The 19428-nt window shown below is 39.0% G+C and carries 21 protein-coding genes; 13 read left to right on the forward strand and 8 right to left on the reverse strand.

The genetic code is table 11. From position 1 onward, the window contains the following. Nucleotide 1: 1 nt before the first annotated feature. Genes BFG52_RS07865 through BFG52_RS07900 form a run of 8 tightly spaced genes read left to right on the forward strand, consistent with a single transcriptional unit; the run spans nucleotide 2 to nucleotide 8306 of the window. Nucleotides 2-652: a DUF2460 domain-containing protein gene (locus BFG52_RS07865; RefSeq protein ID WP_067554400.1), complete on the forward strand. Its 651-nt coding sequence runs from the start codon at nucleotides 2-4 to the stop codon at nucleotides 650-652. After that, nucleotides 649-1506, forward strand: a complete 858-nt coding sequence (locus tag BFG52_RS07870; RefSeq protein WP_067554403.1) for a DUF2163 domain-containing protein — start codon at nucleotides 649-651, stop codon at nucleotides 1504-1506. Before BFG52_RS07865 ends, BFG52_RS07870 begins: the two co-directional genes overlap by 4 nt. Next, nucleotides 1506-1928, forward strand: coding sequence for an NlpC/P60 family protein (locus BFG52_RS07875; protein WP_067554406.1), 423 nt, complete (start codon nucleotides 1506-1508; stop codon nucleotides 1926-1928). Before BFG52_RS07870 ends, BFG52_RS07875 begins: the two co-directional genes overlap by 1 nt. Then, nucleotides 1928-4417 carry a phage tail protein gene (locus BFG52_RS07880; RefSeq protein ID WP_067554409.1) on the forward strand — a complete coding sequence of 830 codons (2490 nt, stop codon included), beginning with the start codon at nucleotides 1928-1930 and terminating at the stop codon, nucleotides 4415-4417. Before BFG52_RS07875 ends, BFG52_RS07880 begins: the two co-directional genes overlap by 1 nt. A 56-nt stretch (nucleotides 4418-4473) precedes the next feature. After that, on the forward strand, nucleotides 4474-6960 hold the full coding sequence (locus BFG52_RS07885; RefSeq protein ID WP_067554412.1) for an SGNH/GDSL hydrolase family protein: 2487 nt from the start codon (nucleotides 4474-4476) through the stop codon (nucleotides 6958-6960). A 47-nt stretch (nucleotides 6961-7007) separates the two neighbouring features. Beyond that, a complete protein-coding gene (locus BFG52_RS07890; RefSeq protein WP_067554415.1) occupies nucleotides 7008-7292 on the forward strand; it encodes a phage holin family protein in 285 nt (94 codons plus the stop codon). Then, the gene (locus tag BFG52_RS07895) at nucleotides 7279-7824 is read left to right on the forward strand and encodes a glycoside hydrolase family protein (RefSeq protein ID WP_067554418.1); all 546 of its coding nucleotides are present in this window, start codon (nucleotides 7279-7281) and stop codon (nucleotides 7822-7824) included. The genes BFG52_RS07890 and BFG52_RS07895 overlap by 14 nt, the downstream gene beginning before the upstream one ends. After that, nucleotides 7821-8306, forward strand: a complete 486-nt coding sequence (locus tag BFG52_RS07900; protein ID WP_067554421.1) for a hypothetical protein — start codon at nucleotides 7821-7823, stop codon at nucleotides 8304-8306. The genes BFG52_RS07895 and BFG52_RS07900 overlap by 4 nt, the downstream gene beginning before the upstream one ends. Nucleotides 8307-8319: 13 nt before the next feature. Here the strand turns inward: BFG52_RS07900 and BFG52_RS07905 are convergent, their stop codons facing one another. After that, nucleotides 8320-9498, reverse strand: a complete 1179-nt coding sequence (locus BFG52_RS07905) for a hypothetical protein (protein ID WP_067554424.1) — start codon at nucleotides 9496-9498, stop codon at nucleotides 8320-8322. Between the two features lie 492 nt (nucleotides 9499-9990). On the opposite strand from BFG52_RS07905, the gene BFG52_RS07910 reads away from it, so the two are divergent. From BFG52_RS07910 to BFG52_RS07920, 3 genes are all read left to right on the forward strand, one after another. Further along, nucleotides 9991-10179 carry a hypothetical protein gene (locus BFG52_RS07910; protein ID WP_067554427.1) on the forward strand — a complete coding sequence of 63 codons (189 nt, stop codon included), beginning with the start codon at nucleotides 9991-9993 and terminating at the stop codon, nucleotides 10177-10179. Between the two features lie 83 nt (nucleotides 10180-10262). Then, entirely contained in the window at nucleotides 10263-10781 is a 519-nt protein-coding gene (locus tag BFG52_RS07915) for a PAAR domain-containing protein (RefSeq protein WP_067554430.1), read from the forward strand. After that, complete coding sequence (locus tag BFG52_RS07920) at nucleotides 10781-11320, forward strand: hypothetical protein (protein ID WP_067554432.1); 540 nt, start codon at nucleotides 10781-10783, stop codon at nucleotides 11318-11320. Before BFG52_RS07915 ends, BFG52_RS07920 begins: the two co-directional genes overlap by 1 nt. A 595-nt stretch (nucleotides 11321-11915) precedes the next feature. On the opposite strand, the gene BFG52_RS07930 is transcribed toward BFG52_RS07920, so the two are convergent. The 7 genes from BFG52_RS07930 to BFG52_RS07960 form a co-directional block, all read right to left on the reverse strand. Then, a complete protein-coding gene (locus tag BFG52_RS07930) occupies nucleotides 11916-12929 on the reverse strand; it encodes a tyrosine-type recombinase/integrase (protein ID WP_067554438.1) in 1014 nt (337 codons plus the stop codon). A gap of 360 nt (nucleotides 12930-13289) precedes the next feature. Further along, entirely contained in the window at nucleotides 13290-13577 is a 288-nt protein-coding gene (locus tag BFG52_RS07935; protein WP_067554441.1) for a DNA-binding protein, read from the reverse strand. A 132-nt stretch (nucleotides 13578-13709) separates the two neighbouring features. Next, entirely contained in the window at nucleotides 13710-14984 is a 1275-nt protein-coding gene (locus BFG52_RS07940; RefSeq protein WP_067554444.1) for a hypothetical protein, read from the reverse strand. Next, nucleotides 14981-16090, reverse strand: coding sequence for an ATP-binding protein (locus BFG52_RS07945; RefSeq protein WP_067554447.1), 1110 nt, complete (start codon nucleotides 16088-16090; stop codon nucleotides 14981-14983). Before BFG52_RS07945 ends, BFG52_RS07940 begins: the two co-directional genes overlap by 4 nt. Beyond that, a complete protein-coding gene (locus BFG52_RS07950) occupies nucleotides 16090-16551 on the reverse strand; it encodes a hypothetical protein (RefSeq protein ID WP_067554449.1) in 462 nt (153 codons plus the stop codon). Before BFG52_RS07950 ends, BFG52_RS07945 begins: the two co-directional genes overlap by 1 nt. Nucleotides 16552-16769: 218 nt before the next feature. Further along, entirely contained in the window at nucleotides 16770-17936 is a 1167-nt protein-coding gene (locus tag BFG52_RS07955; RefSeq protein WP_067554452.1) for a type I restriction endonuclease, read from the reverse strand. Between the two features lie 139 nt (nucleotides 17937-18075). Then, entirely contained in the window at nucleotides 18076-18792 is a 717-nt protein-coding gene (locus BFG52_RS07960; protein ID WP_067554455.1) for a S24 family peptidase, read from the reverse strand. 123 nt (nucleotides 18793-18915) lie between these two features. Between BFG52_RS07960 and BFG52_RS07965 the strand changes: the two genes are divergently transcribed. After that, nucleotides 18916-19125 (forward strand): helix-turn-helix domain-containing protein, encoded by a 210-nt coding sequence (locus BFG52_RS07965; RefSeq protein WP_067554458.1) that lies wholly within the window; start codon nucleotides 18916-18918, stop codon nucleotides 19123-19125. 9 nt (nucleotides 19126-19134) lie between these two features. Then, on the forward strand, nucleotides 19135-19419 hold the full coding sequence (locus BFG52_RS07970; RefSeq protein WP_067554461.1) for a hypothetical protein: 285 nt from the start codon (nucleotides 19135-19137) through the stop codon (nucleotides 19417-19419). Nucleotides 19420-19428 lie beyond the last annotated feature (9 nt).

The raw sequence follows: 19428 nt of genomic DNA on the forward strand, positions 1-19428 counted from the left end.
TGTGTCTGATGTATTGTTTCCTGAATTGCCGGGGTTGGAATGGGACTTAACCAAAGCCCCAAGCTTTAATACTAAAATCATGACCTCGATCAATGGTCGTGAACTTAGAGCAAGTTATCAGGCCATCCCTAAATATGACATTACTTTGTCCTTTGGGTTCCTGCGGGAGTCCAAAGGGCGAACTGAGCTGCAGCAACTTGAAGGCTTCTTTTTAGAACGCCGTGGTGCTTTTGATTCATTCTTGCTGAAGATGCCAGATGATCATCAATTTGACTGTACCTATATTGGCGATGGCTACACAAGCATTTTTCAGCTTTATAAAAACATGCATACGGCGCAAATCCCATTGAGTCATAGCCAGTCTTTTTCACGACCAGTAAACCCATTGATGTGGAATAAGAGACCAGTGAAATCGATGTGGGATGGTAATGCTCAAAAGCCAATGTGGAATAAAGCCACGGCGGGTGTCACCAAAAATGGTCAGGTCATATTGTCTGAGCCGCTAGAAGATGGACAAACGATGTCGATCAGCGGCACTTATTACTATCGCTGCCGCTTTAAAGATGATGAGCAGCAATATACCAATTTCATGTATAAGCTCTGGAAAGCCAATAAGGTGCAATTGGTAGGATCATTGGGGAATAAGCTATGAGAAAAGCCTCAGCAAAACTTATTGCATTATTAGATGCTGATCAGTTCTTGATGGCTGATCTATACACGATTACGACCATTCAGGGTGATGTTTATCGTTATACCAATTTTGATACACATTTAACGGTGAGTGGTTTGCTCTATCGCGCAGATGGTCCAATCATTAGCCGTGAAGGCATATCACTGTCATTAGGTGTGGAAGTAGACTCGCTATCTATTTCGATTCAAGTTACCGGTGAAGAATCATTAGATCAAATTCGCATGGTACAGGCATTTCATAACGGCGTATTGGATGGTGCGCGCTTCAAGTTGGAGCGTGTATTTTTAAATTATATGAATCCCGGTGATACCAGCGCCGGAACTATTAAGTTATTTGAGGGGCGCATCATTGAGCCTGAATTTGATCGTAATAGTATTGATGCGCATGTGGCATCGGATACCGATGTTTTAAATGTGCAGATGCCGCGTAATCTTTACCAGCCAAGCTGCTTAAACACCTTATTTGACGGTGGCTGTGGATTATTGCGATCAGAATACGCCGTGAATGCAACGCTTGAGACTGGTAGTACGGAATATCGATTGCTATGTCAGCTAAGTCAGCCGCAAGGTTGGTTTACGCAAGGTGTTGTTGAATTTACCCAAGGTGTAAATAAAGGTCTTAAACGTACAGTGCGACTACATGAGTCGGGCGCATTGTTATTGACTCTACCCTTGCTAGATATGCCTGCGGTGGGTGAGCTTATTAAGGTTTATCCAGGATGTGATAAGCGGCTTGATACCTGCATGAATCGATTTAACAACCGTGATCATTTTCGTGGGCAACCTTTTATACCAGTACCGGAGACCGCAGTTTAATGAGAAACCTAGATGCAGTAGCTGAGGCTATGACTTGGCTGGGTACGCCGTATCACCATCAAGGGCGGGTGAAAGGTGTTGGTGTGGATTGCGGAACTTTAATTTGTGAAGTGTATGAGCGTGTTGGGCTAATGGATCATTTAGATCCGCGCCCATATCCACCAGACTGGCATATGCATCAACTTGGTCAACGCTATCTTGAGCATGTGAAAAGTGTCTGCTTTGAAGTTACTGAGCCGCAGCCGGGTGATATTGTTTTATACCATTTTGGCAAGTGCATTAGCCACGGCGCAATTGTTGTTGAATGGCCCACGATCATTCATTCGTATATCCATCAAGGTGTCATTCTCCAAGATGGTACCAAAGGAAGTTTAGCCCGGCGAATAGCTGGGTTTTTTCGTATGAAGAGGCTAAAAGAATAATGGGCGGACTTTTTAAAGGTGCAACGATCAGCATGTCTGATACCCGCATTAACTCGATGCGGATTCAGCAATCAGCCTATGGTCTATGTCAGCCACTGGTGTATGGTAAGACACGCATCACGGCTAATATGTTTTGGTACGGCGATTTCACTGCCATAGCACATACTACAACCACTAAATCGGGCGGTAAGGGCGGTAAAACCAAAACACGTAATACCACCTATACCTATAGCGCATCATTAATGCTGGGGCTATGTGAGAATCCAATTAAAGATATTGGTATCGTGTGGCGTAATAAAGAACAATTGGTTGAAAAGCAAGAAAATGGAATTAAATTGCAGCCGATCGATCAACTTGGTTTTGAGTTGTTTGATGGCAAGAATAATTCTCGATGGGGTTATTTACAGACCAAACACCCCGATGAAGCACTGAATTATCCATATCTTGGCTATGTGGCCAGTGCCAATTACGACCTAGGTGATAGTGCAAGCCTCTCAAATCACACCTTTGAAGTGATTAGTACTATTACGCTTTCAGATACGATCCATGATGCTAATCCAGCTGATGTGATCAAAGACTTTATAACAAATCCGCAGTACGGCGCAGCGCCCAATATTAACATTGAAGATTTATCGGAATTTCGCACCTACTGTCGGGCTGCTAATTTATTGATTAGTCCTGCGTTTACGGAGCAGAACAAAGCAGCAGAAACCATTGATGAAATTGTTAATGCGGTAAATTGCGCCGTAGTGCCAAGCCCAGATGGTCTAAAAATTAAATCGTTTGGAGATAGCGCAATCACGGGAAATGGTGTGACATTCACGCCAGATCTAGCACCGGTCTATCACCTTACCGACGATGATTTTATCGGTGAAGACGAACCAATTAGAGTGCGCCGTAGCCGTGATACCGATGCTTATAACCACACTCAGATTGAGTATGTGAATCGTTACAACCAATACAACACTGAAACTGTAGAGGCTAAAGATCAGGCAAATATAGAAATGTTTGGCTTACGCACTGAAGATCCGGTGAAGCAAGCATTCTTTTGTGAGCCTAAGATCGCTAGACATGCCTGCCAGCTCCGCCTGCAGCGTTTGCTGTATGTGCGCAATGAGTACGAGTTTAAATTGGGGTGGAAATATTGCCGTCTTGAGCCAATGGATATCGTAACGCTCACAGATTGGGACATAGGGCTTAATCGCTTTCCTGTTCGCATAACTCGCGTAGAAGAAGATGATGAAGGCTTGCTGACAGTCACGGCTGAAGAATTAGCTATCGGCTCCAGATCTGCTGTTGAATACGATTTGCAATCGTCAAATGGATACCAAGGCGGTAATGAAGAGCCGGGAAATGTAAATGCGCCAGTAATCTTTGAGCCACCATTAGAGTTAACCGGCGGCCAAAATGCGATTTATGTGGCTGTATCTGGTGGTATCAATTGGGGTGGTTGTAATGTTTGGGCCAGCTTAGATAATGCGACCTATGAAATGATTGGCACTGTATACGGATCAGCACGTTACGGGTATCTCAAAGATGGGGTTGATGCTGAAGCAACCTCAATGCAAGTACAGTTAAATACTTCAGGACAGATATTTGGTGGGACTTTGGCTGATGCTCAAGTCGATGCAACGCTGTGCAAGCTCGGTGATGAGTATGTCAATTATCAACAGGCAACTTTAAATGGAGCGGGTTTATATACGCTAGATGGACTACTGCGTGGTCGTTTTGATGATGCGCAGGCACATAATACCGGTGAGTCATTTGTGCGTATCGATCGGGCCATCTTTGAGTATTCAATCAATAGTAATTTAATTGGTAAGCGTATTTACTTGAAATTCACCAGCTTCAATGGTCTACAGCAAAAAGAGCAATCACTAGATGAGGTATCAGCATATAGCTATACGGTTAAGGGTGGAAAACCTGCAGGTGTCAAAGGTTTATCCCTACAGTCGCCGTTTCTCGGTACGAGCTTTAAAGTGCAGTGGCTCAGTGCAACGGGTGCGATTGGTTACGCCGTGCAAGTCTGGTCGAATGGCCGGATGCTGCGAGAAGTGGACGCAGCAAACTTGGACTATAGCTACTCTATTGAGGAAGCGAAAGTCGACGGCATTGAGCGTTCATATGATATTCGTGTCGCCAGTAAGAATAGGGATGGCATAAGCAGCTACGCTGAGCTTTCAATTAGCAACCCAGTGCCAGATAAACTATTAAATGTTTATAGCTCGGCAACTAAGGATTCAGTAACTATAAGTTGGGTGCCAAGCGATGCACCGGATTTAAAGGATTATGAGGTTTGGATTAGTACAGATGCAAACTTTAATCCTGAACGAACTGCATCCGCGTGGATCGGTACTGCGACTACATGCACGATCAGCAATCTGCAATCAACCACAACGTACTATGTGCGTGTAGCTGCACGTGACGTATGGAAAGCAACAACTTGGAATTATTCAGATCGGATTACACAATCTACAGCTGAGGCTTAGATTTTTAGTTTCAACCAAAACCCACCACACGGTGGGTTTTTTTATGGGGTAATGAAATGCCAATACCATCAAAAGAGCAAATGACTGGAAGCAATGTTTCCGAATCGCAGTTTAAAAGTGGAATGGATAATATTGTTGATTATCTAAAAGATGCCGAACAAGAGAGTTTAATTCTAGATGAAGAAAGTCAGCTGAAGCTATTTAAGCCTACAGTTGGACGCCACGCCAAAACTTTAGATAGTGGAAAGGTCTGGCGCTGGGACGGCGCACGCTGGAATGATGCGGGGCTGAGTGATTTAGATTTGGCGAAAGATATTATCAACAACCCTGTTTTAGTATTTACAACATCAATTTCAGTTGACAGCGATGGCGTTGTAACTATTCCGTCTTTCTATGCAATGAAAGTCGGTGCTATGAAACTATATGATAGTGAATTCATTTTTGCACCAGAGGGATACGGATATGCTTATACTCTTTATTATAATTTCGATACGCATGAAATAACATTCTCGCAAGCAAGTGTTCGCCCGAAAAGTGGTAGTGAAACTTTGATCGGTGTTGCGTATCATGGCCGCTTCGCATCTGAATATGCTGTTAAGTATAAGAATGAAACAAATGTAATTCCCAAGCTATCTAATGAAGTGCTTAATGCACGTTTAGTTCCTGAGTTACCACTTGACTTTCTTTATGCATTTAATAGTCCAGACAGTCCAGATTCCGCACCAGTTGTTGCTATTAACGACACAACGTTGCAGAGCCTTGGTATTCGACATGCTCAAAAGTTAGATCCGCTTGGAAAGCGTGGTGGTTTTGCACAAGTATCTTTGTTTGATCGCAAAATAAGAAACAGTATGCACTATATACTAGCTATTCTAGTTTGCGATCCTACGGGTGTATTTGACTTCGGTACGGGTGGTGGTGCAAGGGCGTATTTCGGAAAAGCAAGCGCAAACAACTCAGATTATGCAAACTTTAAAACATTAGATGCTAGAGAATTTGACTTCAATCAGCTTAGCTCAACTGTACGATTATACTTTTCAGAGCAACGTAATGTTGTTCTAGATCAAGCTAAGTACCCTGACTCTTATATAAATAATAGTCTGATTGGCGCACGTGTAGGCGCTGATGCTCCAAATGTAATGTACATCAGCGGGTACTGGATCTCATATACTGCTGACATTAAAGGCTACAAGTCTCAGATTTCACTATCAGATACTTACTACCCGTCTTTTGAGCGCGTGAGTGATGCAACAATTCTGAGTTATTTGTATTTACGCAGTGTAAAAAATACTGCTGATGTATCAAAGATAAATAGTGAATTAAGAGGGTTAGAAGAGAAAAAGCAAGATAAGTTTACATCAACATTGCAAAGTCTTTATGCTGATTTACACAATCCATTGATGTCTGTGAATATTAAGTTAGTTGGTGACTCAATCACATGGGGGACAGGTGCAAGCAATGTTTCTGCATCATCCCCACGAACAGGGAGGTTAACTGATCCACGAAATACCACAGACCCAAAAAGCCCAACTTGGGCTAACTTATTGCGCCAGTATTTGGTAACCACGTTTACAGATGGGCAGTTGATAGAAGATGCACCAGGTAGTGCGTATGGTGAAAGTGAAAATATAATTATTCTCTCTAAAGATGCAAATCTATTCAAATTTGCAAATCCTAATAAAACTGTAAAATTTACAACGGAATATATAAGAACGTTAATCAAAGGTGCAGCAGTAGATAGCAAGGAATATTTAGATATTGTTCCACCAACTTATCCATCAAATTATCCTTCTGAATTTTCATTTGAAATGAATGGTTCGGGTTTTAAGATTGTTTTGGCTAAATTCGCAACAGGTACACCAGAGACATATTTTGCGAATGTTTATATTGATGGCGTTCTGCATAAAAAGATTGAGCTTACTGCTGATACAACTGCATTTAATTATGAAGAAGTTATAACACTACCAAATAACGGTAAGCATTTAATTACGATCAAAAATGAAAGTTCAATAATGAGTGCTATGCGTATTCAGAATATAGTTGTCAAAAAATCTGTAAAAGTAAGTAATGACGGAATTATTGGAAGTACGACAAAATCCTGGTTAGAACGTGTCAAGTTATCTGAGTCAATTAAACATAATGATGATTATGTATTTGTGCAGCTTGGTACAAATAACCGTGGATATGGTAGTGCTAATGATTATTCACTAAACTCTTTTTCAACTGAACTTCGAAAAATTGTTGATGATATAGATACATTATCAAACGGCAATGCAAAAGTTATTCTAATGTGTGCTAACGCGGTCACATTAAATGACTATCCGACGTCAGAAAATAATCAACATAGTTCAATGAAAACAATCAACTCAGCAATTAAGCAAATCGCTGATGAAAAGAAATTAAGCTTTATTAGTAATTATGAAGCAACCCAGCAATTGAAGCTTGATAAAGTTGATTTCTTAAAAGATGGATTGCATCCGAATGATTACGGCTATCGAGTGATGTTTGAGAATATAAAGCGAAATATTGTTGATCAAAAATAGTATGGCGCATATAGCGTCTTTTTTTACGTCTAAATTCAGGAAAGATCATGTCTGAAAACAGTAGTGTTGTCGTCGAAACGGCGTCAGCAGCAGTAACTTCTTTGTCCTCAAAAACTGCAATGGTCGGCGGCAGTGTCGGCTTTGTTGCATGGTTTGCATCACTTGATTGGATTGCAATAGTCAGTATCTGCGTTGCAGTTGTTGGTGGTGTAATCAGCGTTTGCAATTTCTTTGTAAATCTCAAATATCAACGTCAAAAAAATAAACGTGAGCAGGAGATTCATGAGCTCACAAAGCGAAAACTGGAAGGGGATTGCAATGTCAAAAAGTAAATATCTCATTGCTGGAACACTAGCCGCCTCGCTTACCGCAGGCGGTTTTTTTATATCTGGTGTAAGTGATCAGCAGGTGCAAGAGACTGCAAAAGCAGAAGGGTTCACAGCAAAGCCAATTATTCCAGTAAAAGGGGATGTGCCCACGATTGGTCACGGCACGACAAAATACCCTAATGGGGTACGAGTTAAAATGTCAGATCCAGAAATTACACGTAAGCAAGCGCATGAATACTTGAAAACACATATAAATCAGGAAGCCAGAGGGTTTAACAATTCATTAAATGGGGTGAAGGTGTCTCAGGCAGAGTACGACCTTTATATGGACTTTGTTTACAACTTCGGTATTGGTAACTGGCAATCATCATCAATGCTTCGCAACTTGAAAGCAGGACAATATACGCAAGCCTGTAAGTCGCTTTTGCTATACAAGTTTTCGTCTGGTCGTAACTGTTCTATTCGCTCGAATGGCTGCTATGGCGTCTGGACCCGACAAGTCGATCGGCATAAGAAATGCTTGGAGGCACAATGAACTGGTACCTGATTTGGAAATACAAACACTGGATCGCAATCGCGGTCCTTTCTTTTATGTACCTTGGGCAAGTGGCTTATACCAATCATTTAGGTGGTGAGTTGCGTACGGCCGAGGCAAAACATCAAGCTTATATCGATAACCAAGAAAAACTGTTAGTGCTGGCACGGGCCGATGCTGCTGTTAAAGAAAAGCAATGGTCTGAACAACTGTTAAAAGCGGAGAGAAATTACAATGTTCGAATTAAACAAATCGCTGCTGATGCTGCTAGTGCTCAGTCCGCTGCTGACAGCTTGTCAAAGCAACTCGATACAGCCAAAAGCCGTATGTCCACAGCTCCCCGTGAGACCATCATTAAGTACGTCAATACCAGCTCAGACATACTTAAAGAGTGTGTCGCTGAATATCGAACGCTGGCAGAAGCAGCTGACGGGCACGCAGCTGATGCAAAGCGATTAATCGATGCTTGGCCTTCGGAGTAATGGTTTTGATTATTTAGTATTTCTGCAAAGTTAATAACCATTGTGATATTGATGTTTTAGCGATCCCTAACATTAATTCGTATGTAGGGGTCACTAATTTCTCAATGGTTTTATCCTGAGTTTCAGAAAATTGTATAGTTTCAAAAAATTTATTGTAAATTGATTGTGGGTCTGTATGGGGTGGTTGTTTACCTGCGTGCACAAAGCCGCTTCTATAAGCATATGTCTTTTTGATGATAGATATCAGATCATTTTTTTGCATTTTTGAAGGGTGAAATTCAGATGATGAGTCATATGGATATTCATTCCAATCATATCTTGAGATAACTATATTCTCCCAAATTTCAGGGGGAGCAAATTCAAAAATAAAATCAGTAAAGATATCAGTCAAAGCTTTCTTGTCATTTGCATGTCTAATTCTTTTATATTCTGCAAATAATTCCTCGAGTGATGGATCGCCTTTAGTTAGTTCTTGCCAGTGACTTTCTTTAAGCCTTGTATCAATGTTACGTTCAACTTTTAGACTGTTTTTGTTGTTCTGAGCAACAGCCTCAATAGCTGAAATCAATAATAAATATGCTAAACCAAAATCGTCTCTTTTAAAAACCAGAGATAATTGAAGTAACCGTATAGACTGAAGAAAAATTACATAGTTCTTTTCGCTAATGGTTTTTAAATTTTCAATAAGTTCATTTAATTCGAGTATAAAACAATCCTCTTCATCTGTTTTAAGTAAGCTGATATGAGCTCCTGGGCCAGCTGCTAAGAATGGAAGAGTTAATGCAACTTCATCGATACAGTGCTGTGGAATATTATTAATGTCATTAAACTCTAATCCGTAGCCATTTCGTGGGCTTTTAACTGGGGTTAGCGTCACAAAACTGACTAATGTACTAAGAATTTCTCCAAACAGATGTGGTTGTGTGGATAGTTTATTTAATATCCAATTAGGATTTTCAAGAAAACTAAAAAGCGATTTATAAGAAGCAGGAAGACTAATACTTATACTTGGTTGAATGGTGAAATCCGCAAGTTTCCAAGGTTTACTTATTTCAAAAGTTGTGCTTATACAACTAAATGATGGTTGTTTTTCACCAAATTGGAATTCCTGATTCTTGTTGTATAAATCTGATCGCAAGTAGTATAAACACTCTTCGAACAAAACATGGTCTGCTAATACAAATCTAGGCATATTCTAACTAACCTTAATTAAAACAATCAGAAGGGTAACATGATAATTTAAAATATGTATGACGGTTTGAGATTAGCGTACGATGTTGTCACCTAATTTTGTTGTTGTAAATAATGTGGTAGTTTACGACAGGTTTCTTGACAGCTTATAATTCTAGATAGTGATACACTATCAAAAATAAAACATAACATATTGAAAAACATGAATATAAAAATAATAGAGTTTAATAGCAATTCATTGAAACGGGTTCAACTCCCATCACCCCTTAAATTTATCCCTGCATCTTTCCTGGTTAGGATTCATTTTTAATATTCCGCATTTTTCCACATGTATTAACCTAACTATATGATATTTATTTTAATAATTTCCCCGACCCTCGGGACCAAGATTCAGAATCTTAGATTCTATAAAAAACCCCAAGCATATAAGCCTTGGGGTTTTTTTATTGTCTAAATTTAAAGGCAGTGAAAAGCAGTCTACGTTGCTGACAGCTTGTCAAAGCAACTCAGTGAAGCCCAACGCCGTGTGCCCACAGCTACCACCAAAACCATCGTTGAATACATCGATGCCAGCGCAGACGTACTCAAAGCGTGCGTCGCTGAATATCGAACAGTGGCAGAAGCAGCTGACGGACACGCAGCTGATGCACGGCGATTGAGTGAGGGGTGGCCAATAGATTAGGCCACTCTAAATTTACACAACAAAATTGAGACTTGTATTTGATTATGATAAAAATATGCAAAATATTTTAGAAAAGAAGAACGATGAAAGGTTTTGCAATTCATAATGCCCCAACGGATCACGGCGGTTTAATTCCATCGACTCAGGTTAGAAGCTCACAGCAAGGCAATTTATTTGTACGTGCTGGTGATGGTCATTTTTGCCCTAAGTGTAAATGCTGGTCTACAGTAATCAAAAGCCACGATCTCATAATCTTTGATGGTAAGGCTGTGGCTTATGCAGGGGACAAGTTAACTTGCGGTGCAACTATTCAACCACAGCAATCTCATGTTGTGGGAGATAGTGGAGGGGTTAATTATACTGGTGTTGACAATTTAAAAGTGGAAATTTTAAGTTACTCTGATAAATATCAGCTTTTAGATGAAAGTACATCTGAGCCACTTATTAATCAGCATTATAAAATTTATAGAGAAAGTGGGGATATTATAGAAGGAAAGACTGATAATAATGGTTATACACAAAATATTTTAAATGACAACAATGCTGAGGTGGTTACAATTGAGGTTGTTGGGGGTGATGTGGATTTAAAGGATTTATTATAATGAAAATATCGAGAACTTTAAGGCCGGATAATAGAGAAAAAGAACCTGTTAAAATTTTAGTTAAAACAAGATACCGAATATACATTATTTTAAATAATAATTTTATAATTACTGGTACTCATGCAGGAATGTTATTAATAAGCCCAAAAGGATATGAGCTATATGACCCAAACGGTAATTTTCACTATGAAGGTATTGCAGAAGGCACAATGCGCGTTTTCCCAGTAGATATCACTGACCATAAAACTCAAAAAGACATTTTTAAAAAATATTTAGATTTTCAGCATGTTGAAGGTGAAGACGTTTATATCTATACATTTCATGTAAGTAAAAATGAGTTTGATGAGGTACAAAAAAGAATTTATGATCAAGTGAGATGTGGAGGTTCTTTTAGTTGTACCAAATGTGTATCAAATGCCGTTGCTGGGATTGGTGTGTTTAAGAGTATAGATCAAGATGTTTTTTTACCATCCTCACTCAAAAGACAGCTGGATAAAATATCAACACCCATAAGAATTGCAAGGAATACAAATGAATAAGAAGCTACTAATTTTGGATTTTATATTATTGAATTTGCAGATTAGTATTGGTTTAATTTTAAGTTTTTCAACGATAAAATATTTTTATATTGGTGAGGGCTATATAGGCTACATATGGGCGGTAGTTATAATATGTAATATACTTTTTATAATATTTATGAAATTTCAGAAAGTGCTTACTCTAAAAAATTTTATTATTATTTCGCTGTCTGCAAGCTTGGTTGGATTTTTTACCCAAATATCAAATAAGCCAACTGCCAATATTTCATTAGAGAATTTTGTTTATATGTATATTGGAAGCATATTTGTATTGTATTTGATTATAAGTAGTCCTATATCTTTGATTATTGAGTGTATTTATAAGAAAAGATTTTTAAAAGCGAGATGACATTGTTATTTCTATTCTAATAAATGATGGATTCTCATAAATTAAAATCAACAGAAGTTTTACGCTGACCTAATGTTGGTATTGCCGACATCAATTTACTCGGAAATTTGATACTAAAACCTGAATTAAGGCTAAATCCCCAATTTGTCAACCAAGATTTATGGCTAAAAAGGGGATTTGTCAACTAAGTGAATTTGCCTTAAAGAGTTATTGGGCATCTAGCATATCTGCAATATCATCAATATCAGGGTTGTAGTAAGTATTGACTAACATTTTTATATTTCGATGACCGGTGACTTTTGCTAAAACCTCAACAGGGAGTTTCTGATTATTCACAAATCTAGTAATTGCTTCGTGCCGGGTGTCGTGAAAGTGAAGATCACTAAGTCCTACTTTACTTTTCCTTCTTTCCCACATTAAACGAAAAGCATTTTCTGATTGAGGGATAAGCCTTTCATTATCATGTTGAATTAGGCTGAGAAGAGCTAAAGCTTTTTTGGTCAGGGGCACATTTCTAGAGTCGCCATTTTTTGTTTCCGAAAGGTGAATATGCCGATCAAAAATATCAGTCATCTTAATATTTAGAATTTCCCCACGGCGCATAGCAGTTTCAAGTGCAAATAAAAATGCCCATGCAACATAATGCTCTGGATCACTAGGGATTTGATCAAATTGATAATTAAGAGCCTCTAAAATTTTCTTAATCTCATCATCTCTAATTCTGCGATTCCTTGCTTTGGGCTTGGTTGGTTTTTTTATCAGCAGCCAAGGGTTGGAATCAATTAGAAATAGCTCTTTCACGGCATATGAAAAAACTGCACTATATAATGCTATTTCTCTTAATACGGTATTTGGTCCAACCACTTTTAATCTTGTGTTGCGCCAGTTTGTTAAATGGCGTGGCGTGATATCGTAAATGGACATGTTTGCCAACTCACCAAATTTATCCTCAAAAGATTTTAACTGCTCTTTGACATAGATCGCACCGCGTAGGCTTTTCCCTACATTTTCATAATATTTATAAAATAGGGTTTTAAAAGGGTAGTGAGGTTTTATGTCAGATTCTTTATCAGAGAGTCTTGCCTTGCTTTCAAGAATTTTCTGAGCAGCCCATTGTTCGCATTCTTTAATCGTGTCTCTGGTGCACGACAGTCTTTCACCATTGATCATGATCTTTATGCGGTACGAACTACCACGTTTTTCTGGCTTTGGAATTTTCATAGATTACCCCCTGAAAAGCAGGATAACCTTGGGGCAATCTTGGGACAATTTATTCCCCAATTTCCCAATAAATTGGGGAAAACAAGGAAATTGAGGAAATAGGGTGATGTAATAGCAGGCATTAAAAAAGGCTCCAAGCTATTGATATAACTTGAAACCTTTTAGCCGTAAGGCTTTAAACTTGGTAGGCATATCCAGATTTGAACTGGAGACCTCTACGATGTCAAGGAATGAGAATTGCAATTAAAACAATTACTTATGTTTAATTGGCGTAATTTTGGCGTAAATGTGAAGTTATCCACAATATTATTTATTAGTTTGTAGTGTATTTTATCATATTAAAGATATTAAAAAAGAGAGCTAACTTGCTCTCTTTCTTCCTCGCTTAGATGAGGCTCCTTGAAGTATTCCAGAAGCCAGTTCTGGATCGTATAAAGCCTTTCCTATGGTCCCTTGATTAATAGATGATAGTTTTCGGCGAATAGTATCAACTGAGATATTATGCATCTTTGCTAACTGAGCCGCAGTAACTAACTCTTGTTTAGCTTTCTCTAGTTTAGTGACAGTCGCACCGCAGATATTCTGCCCCAACGTAATTTGTGGTGGAGTATTCGCCTCTAAAATAACAATATATTGTTGTACGCCCATCACTCTCTCCACATCGCTTCTTTAAATTTCGATTCAGTTATTAATTCTTCAATTTCATATAAATAAACATTATGAAATATATGGGTCATTTTGTTGCCGAACACAGTAAGTGTCCGGCTGATCGATGAATAGCTAAACTTCATGTTCACGCTCCAGTGCTGCACGGCGTTTATAAACCTCAGCCATCAACTTCTTCTGCATATCCGGTGCTCTGGCACTGATATCTATTTCAAGTGCATCAAGTGCCGTGAGATCTGCTGCATTTTGAATATCACGCATAAGGCTTGGAGCTTCGGAACTTACTGACTGCTCGAACTGTGATAAACGTTTACTAATAGCAACCAATAATGGTTTACGTTGCTCTTCGCTCCATGCAGTTGTATAGCGAACTGGCGCATTGGCTTCTGTCGGTGTTTGTGCATTTACTACATCAACAAGCAGATCATCGAGTTTGATTTGATATTCGCGTTCGTCAAATGCATCCTCTAAATCTTTCAGAATGCTGTTGGTAAACATGCGGGATTGCGCAACAGAGTTCTTTAAGCGTTCCAGTTCATCTTTGCTTGATGCCTTTGCCACATCAGCTTTAATTTGCTTAGCAATGTTCAAAGGGTTTAATTCATCTGAAATTGAAGCCAGTACTTTCTTACGTTCATCGTATGTGGTCATTAACAAATGACCTTGTTCGCCGTGTAAATTACGAAGATCAGGCAGCAGGGCTTCTAGTTCTTCAACTGAAGTGGCTGCAGCAATACGTTCACGTAGAATCTTGATTTCATCTTTATTGTTGCTGAAATCAATCAAGTTATCCGTCTTAACAACGGTATCGCCGACAGCTGTGATGGTTACGGCATCAGGTTCAGCTGCCTTTAATGACTCAATGGCAGCATCGGTCGAGGTTGTATCTTGAGCATCACTAATTGCAGTTTGTGCCGCTTCCTTTTTAACTCTTGGTTTTCGAGTCTGCTTGGGTTTTTCGTCATCTAATCGGACAACAGGGCAGTCGCCAACCAGCTCGCGACCTAAAACCCTACTAAATGCCTGTAACTGCCGTTTAGCATTATCTTCATCTCGTTGCGCAAAACCGCTATTAATTGCTTTAACTAGCTTTGAGAAAGTAGCTTTATTAAACTCACTAATGTGAATAGATGTATCATGCGTATTAACGATATAGATTTCCTGACCTTCAACAATTTCATCAAAGGTCAATGGCTTAGTGAAAGTAATACCAGCGATTTCAATTGTTTCAATCTTGATGCAAAATTCATAACCAGACTTGGCAAAAATGGTCGCAGGGAATTGGTCCAAATCATCAAATTCAAGCATTTCACCTGCAGCACGGCAAAGCACATGCTTGCCGGACATTACTGCGTTAAAAGCTTCTTGAGCAGAAATTAGATTGTTCATGCCACATTTACCTCGCGTGCATATTTTTCAATATCAGCTATAACTTCAGATAGGCGTGATGGGTGGATCTGCATCAGTGAATCAATTCCCAAGTATTCGCATGTTGATTTAACATCAAGACCGCGTGATGCAATTAGCTGTTGCAACTCGTTACGCTGCTCAACTGTCATTGCTTCCGTTTCATTTGCAGGTTGGTAATTCTGCTGGTGTAACTGAGCCTCATGCTCTCGATTAGCTTGCTCTCTTTTTTGAATAATAGAGATTAGGCTGTTGCGAGTTTCTTCGAATTTCTGCTGCTGTAGGTCTAGCAAGCTGTTCATTTGGCGCTTAGCGCAATAATTATCAATATTCACACCGGCTTGAATCATTAGGTTTTCAATTTCTAGGTATTGATCGCCGTTTATTGTTGCGTCGGCAGATCCTGACTCAAGCCATTGCTTTAAGCGGATGCCAGTTTGCTCTGTAATTTGTTCTGGTTGAACGAATAGTCCGGTACGATCTTTTGTTGCATTTGCATAGTAGTCGCCGTGAGTAATATCTAGAACGGTAGTGAACTCATATTCGATACCATCACGTTGCTCTGATTTGAGTCCAAGCTTTTCAACTTTCTTTTTACCGTTGGTATCATTGGTTTGCACGGTGTCCATTTTGCTGCGCATAGTGACAATGATGTTGATACTTGAGTGCAGCATTGCATCAATAAATTTACGATGGCGCGGAGTAACCTCACTCCATGCACCCCACGTATTACCTTTAAACTTTCCTTTGCCAAGTGCATCTACGATTTCTAAACAACCGCCAACACCCGACCATTCATGTGTAATACTGTCTAAAATAACAGTTGAATATCCAGCGTGTTCAGCAGCTTGAATTGCGGAAATAAACTTCTCTGGTGAATAAGGTGGTTGAATATTTGCTGTATCGAACTCAACAACATCGGCATAAAGTTCAGCACTACTATTTTCTGTATCTACTACAGCAATCTTACCCCCAATGCCTTTAGCAATGAGTAGTGCACCCATTGTTTTACCTGAACCAGTAGGGCCAGAGAGTGCGAGGCGCAATTTAGCGTTTTTACGTTCTGCTTTTTTGAAAAATACTGACATTACGCATCCTCCCCAAGACGGTTTTTCATCATGTAACCAGCTATCAAAGCATTGATATTGCGGTGATCGTTGTAGTCAGTGAAATCGCTGAACTGGTTGCCATCGCGTGTGGTTACTGTATTCACGCTAAGCTGGGTCACATCGATAGCAGTGAACTCAGAACCTGGTACGCCGTAACTGTCTGGAATAGCTTCAAAGTCGAAAGACACATTCAAAGCAAAGTCATCGAGCAGAATATTCGCCGTGCCAGAGTTGTCACCAGTTAAGACAAGGGACTGCAATTCGTAGGTAGAAGGAATCGCAGCAGGGGAAGCCACTGGAGCCACGGCGTCGGATTTAACGGTACTAAAGCCGACAGCACCCAATGCGCTACATAGAACAAGCGCGCTAAATGGTCGACGGCGTACAAGAGTTGTAACACCCGATAAACCGGGATTGAAAGAAATGGGTTTTGCGTTCATAATCCACCTGTTGTTGTGAAAAGCCCCGCGTCCGTCCAAAGAGTGGGGCTTTTTGTTGTTTGATGGGCTTATTATTCACTATTGAATAGGATTATTCAATATTAAATAATTCATTAGTGAATTATTTGTCTATTTATTGATCTTTTTTTATTCTTGGATAAATAAAAACCCACTGCAAGAGTGGGTGTTGAGGTATAAAAATATATTTTTAATAGACTTTACGAAGAGCTGCGTTTAAAATTTTCGTCATTCATACAATATTCTAAAGAATCCCTTAATATGCCAACTGCACGATAGATATATTCAGGTTTATCTAAAAATATGGAGCCATTGGCTTGAACCTCAAGTCCAGCCCGATCTAGCTCAGAACGCTTAATCTGATCTATAGGTATATTAAAATGTATTGTTGGTCGTTTTCTATTCACATCGTATCTAAAAAGCCATCGATTATTTTTGCCTTGATATAGCATTGAAAAATAGCTTTCTGTATCTTTTGCAACCAGATCCACATCGGGGAAAAGTTCGGTGACGATTTTTTGCAAATCTAATTCATCCTTAGTTGTGATGATTTTATCATTATCAGGATTTACAATATAATCCACATGATCAACAACATTGGAGTCTGTTTCATCTACTTGCTGTTTTTGTTCAATTGGTTGAGCTGTAATAATCGTCGGGGAAGATAATCCCTTAACAACAGTATCACTAATTACTTGTTGCACAGCTTGCTTAACAAATGGCTGAATGGATTCTAAAAACTTAGTATTAAGTTGGCGAGGAATGCTGGCTTGTTGGGCAACATAACGTACAAAATCTATATCAGCCTCATTAATACATTTTCTAATAACAGCTTTAAATTGTTGGATATATTGGTTTTCTTCTGCAAAAAAACGTAACTTTTCTGCATGAAAGTTATCATGTCTAAATTCTGCTAGCTGTATTAAATCTTCTGGTCTCGACTTAGTGAAATCGATAGTTAAAAATGGTTTCTCGTCCATTACATTTGTATTAATTAAATCGGTAAAGAATCTCCATTCTCGCCCATTAGTAATAGCCCCAATAGTTACACCAAGACTACTATTAAAATATCTAGACAGTTGAGGTGCGTGATTAGTTAAATCAGCAGAATAGGATTTTGCCTCAATAAACATAACAGGTTGATTGTTACAATATAGAGCATAATCAACCCTTTCTGTAGCTTTAACTCCAGGAAAGTCTGCTGCAAATTCTGCTAAAACTTTGGTTGGGTCATAAGGGCTAAACCCCAATATATCAAGAAGTGGCAAGATTAAAGCTTGCTTAGTAGTTTCCTCTGTAGTGCAGTGTGTACCAACTTTTTTAACATGCTCAATATGATTCTTTAATCTTTCGACAAAATTATCCATTTTTACCCCAAATAAATTAACAGTTAAGATTTCACTATATTTGTTTTGCTGAACGACTTAATGTGGTTTCCAGACAAATATTAGTTTCAGTTTTGCAATTACTCAACAATAAGAGCTTGCTTGTATTTAATGCATGCTTTTACCATTTCTCTATTCTAGCAATCTGCCAAACCCAGCCAATAACCTCAAACTGCTGGCTTGCAATTTCATTGGCTGTTAGTGTGATCTCTGGGAATTCGGCATCATTATCAGAAACAATTCGAACCCCACCAAAAGGCAGGTTGTATAGGCGTTTGGCATAGTGAAGCCCACCAATGCATACTGCGAAAATCTTGCCATCTTTAATAGTTTTGCGTCCCAGATCAACATGAATCGTATCGCCATCACTAATAGTTGGGCTCATTGAATCGCCTGAGGCTGTTGCAGCTACAGCATTTTCTTTTGTGATGGATAGATTTCTTAGAGTTGCTTTAGGTATTCTTAATTTGCGTGTTTCGTTTGCAATATATTCGTTAATACACCCAGAACCACATGCAAAGGAAAAATCCTTAAAGAAGGGAATCTCTACCTCATCATCATCCAAAGGTGTTGTTTCATCCCAAGATTCTACACGAACAAATTCTTTTTGCTTGCCGCCTGTTTTTTCAAGTAATTGAATATCAATATCAAGTAAATCACCAGGCGTATATCCAGACCAAGCTGAAAGAGCTTCTAGTGTGCTTCTTCTTGGGTTTTCCGTAAGACCTTGTTGAATCCGAAAGACTGTAGCTTGAGGAATATTATGCTCTTTACTCAACTCATTCGGATTGGTCTTATGTTTTTCTAGCAAGTACTCAATATTGGATTTAAGAAACATAAAGCAAGAACTCCAAATCAATAATTCATTTTATTCAAAAAAGAATATTTCATAAAGATATAATTCACTTATGCATTGACTTCTATTCACTAATGAATAAAATAGGTGTAAAGGAGGAATCTTATGAATATTCAAGAAAAAATTTTGTTTTTAAGAGGTCGGGGATTAACCCAGTCTCAGATCTGTGCATTCACAGGAATTTCCCAAAGCTCAGTTTCTAAAATAGAAAATGGTGAGCAATCTGATGTGACATACCGAAAAGGCATTGCTCTAGATATTCTTGTCAGTAGTGAACAAACAAAAAACCAAAGTGATAGCAAATTAATTGCATAGGAGAATCCAATGCCTAAATCTACTGGTCGCTTCCGACCAAAAAGAAATGAAAAGAAAACTATCTGCATGTCAACACACTTGGATGATGAGGTTGCAGAGCATATTGCTACTAAGGCGTATGAGCGTGAATGGTCAAATAGCCAGTATTTAAGATGGTTAGCCATACAAGATAAGAAGCGTTGTGAAGATGACGATGATCTTACGGCGTATGTATCTGGTACACCAAGAGAACAGATAAATCCGTTCAGACGAACTGAACTTTGCGAACACTGCGAACGGAAATTGGACAAATAAAAACCGCTT

The organism is Acinetobacter larvae (assembly GCF_001704115.1).
Classification (GTDB): Bacteria; Pseudomonadota; Gammaproteobacteria; order Pseudomonadales; family Moraxellaceae; genus Acinetobacter; species Acinetobacter larvae.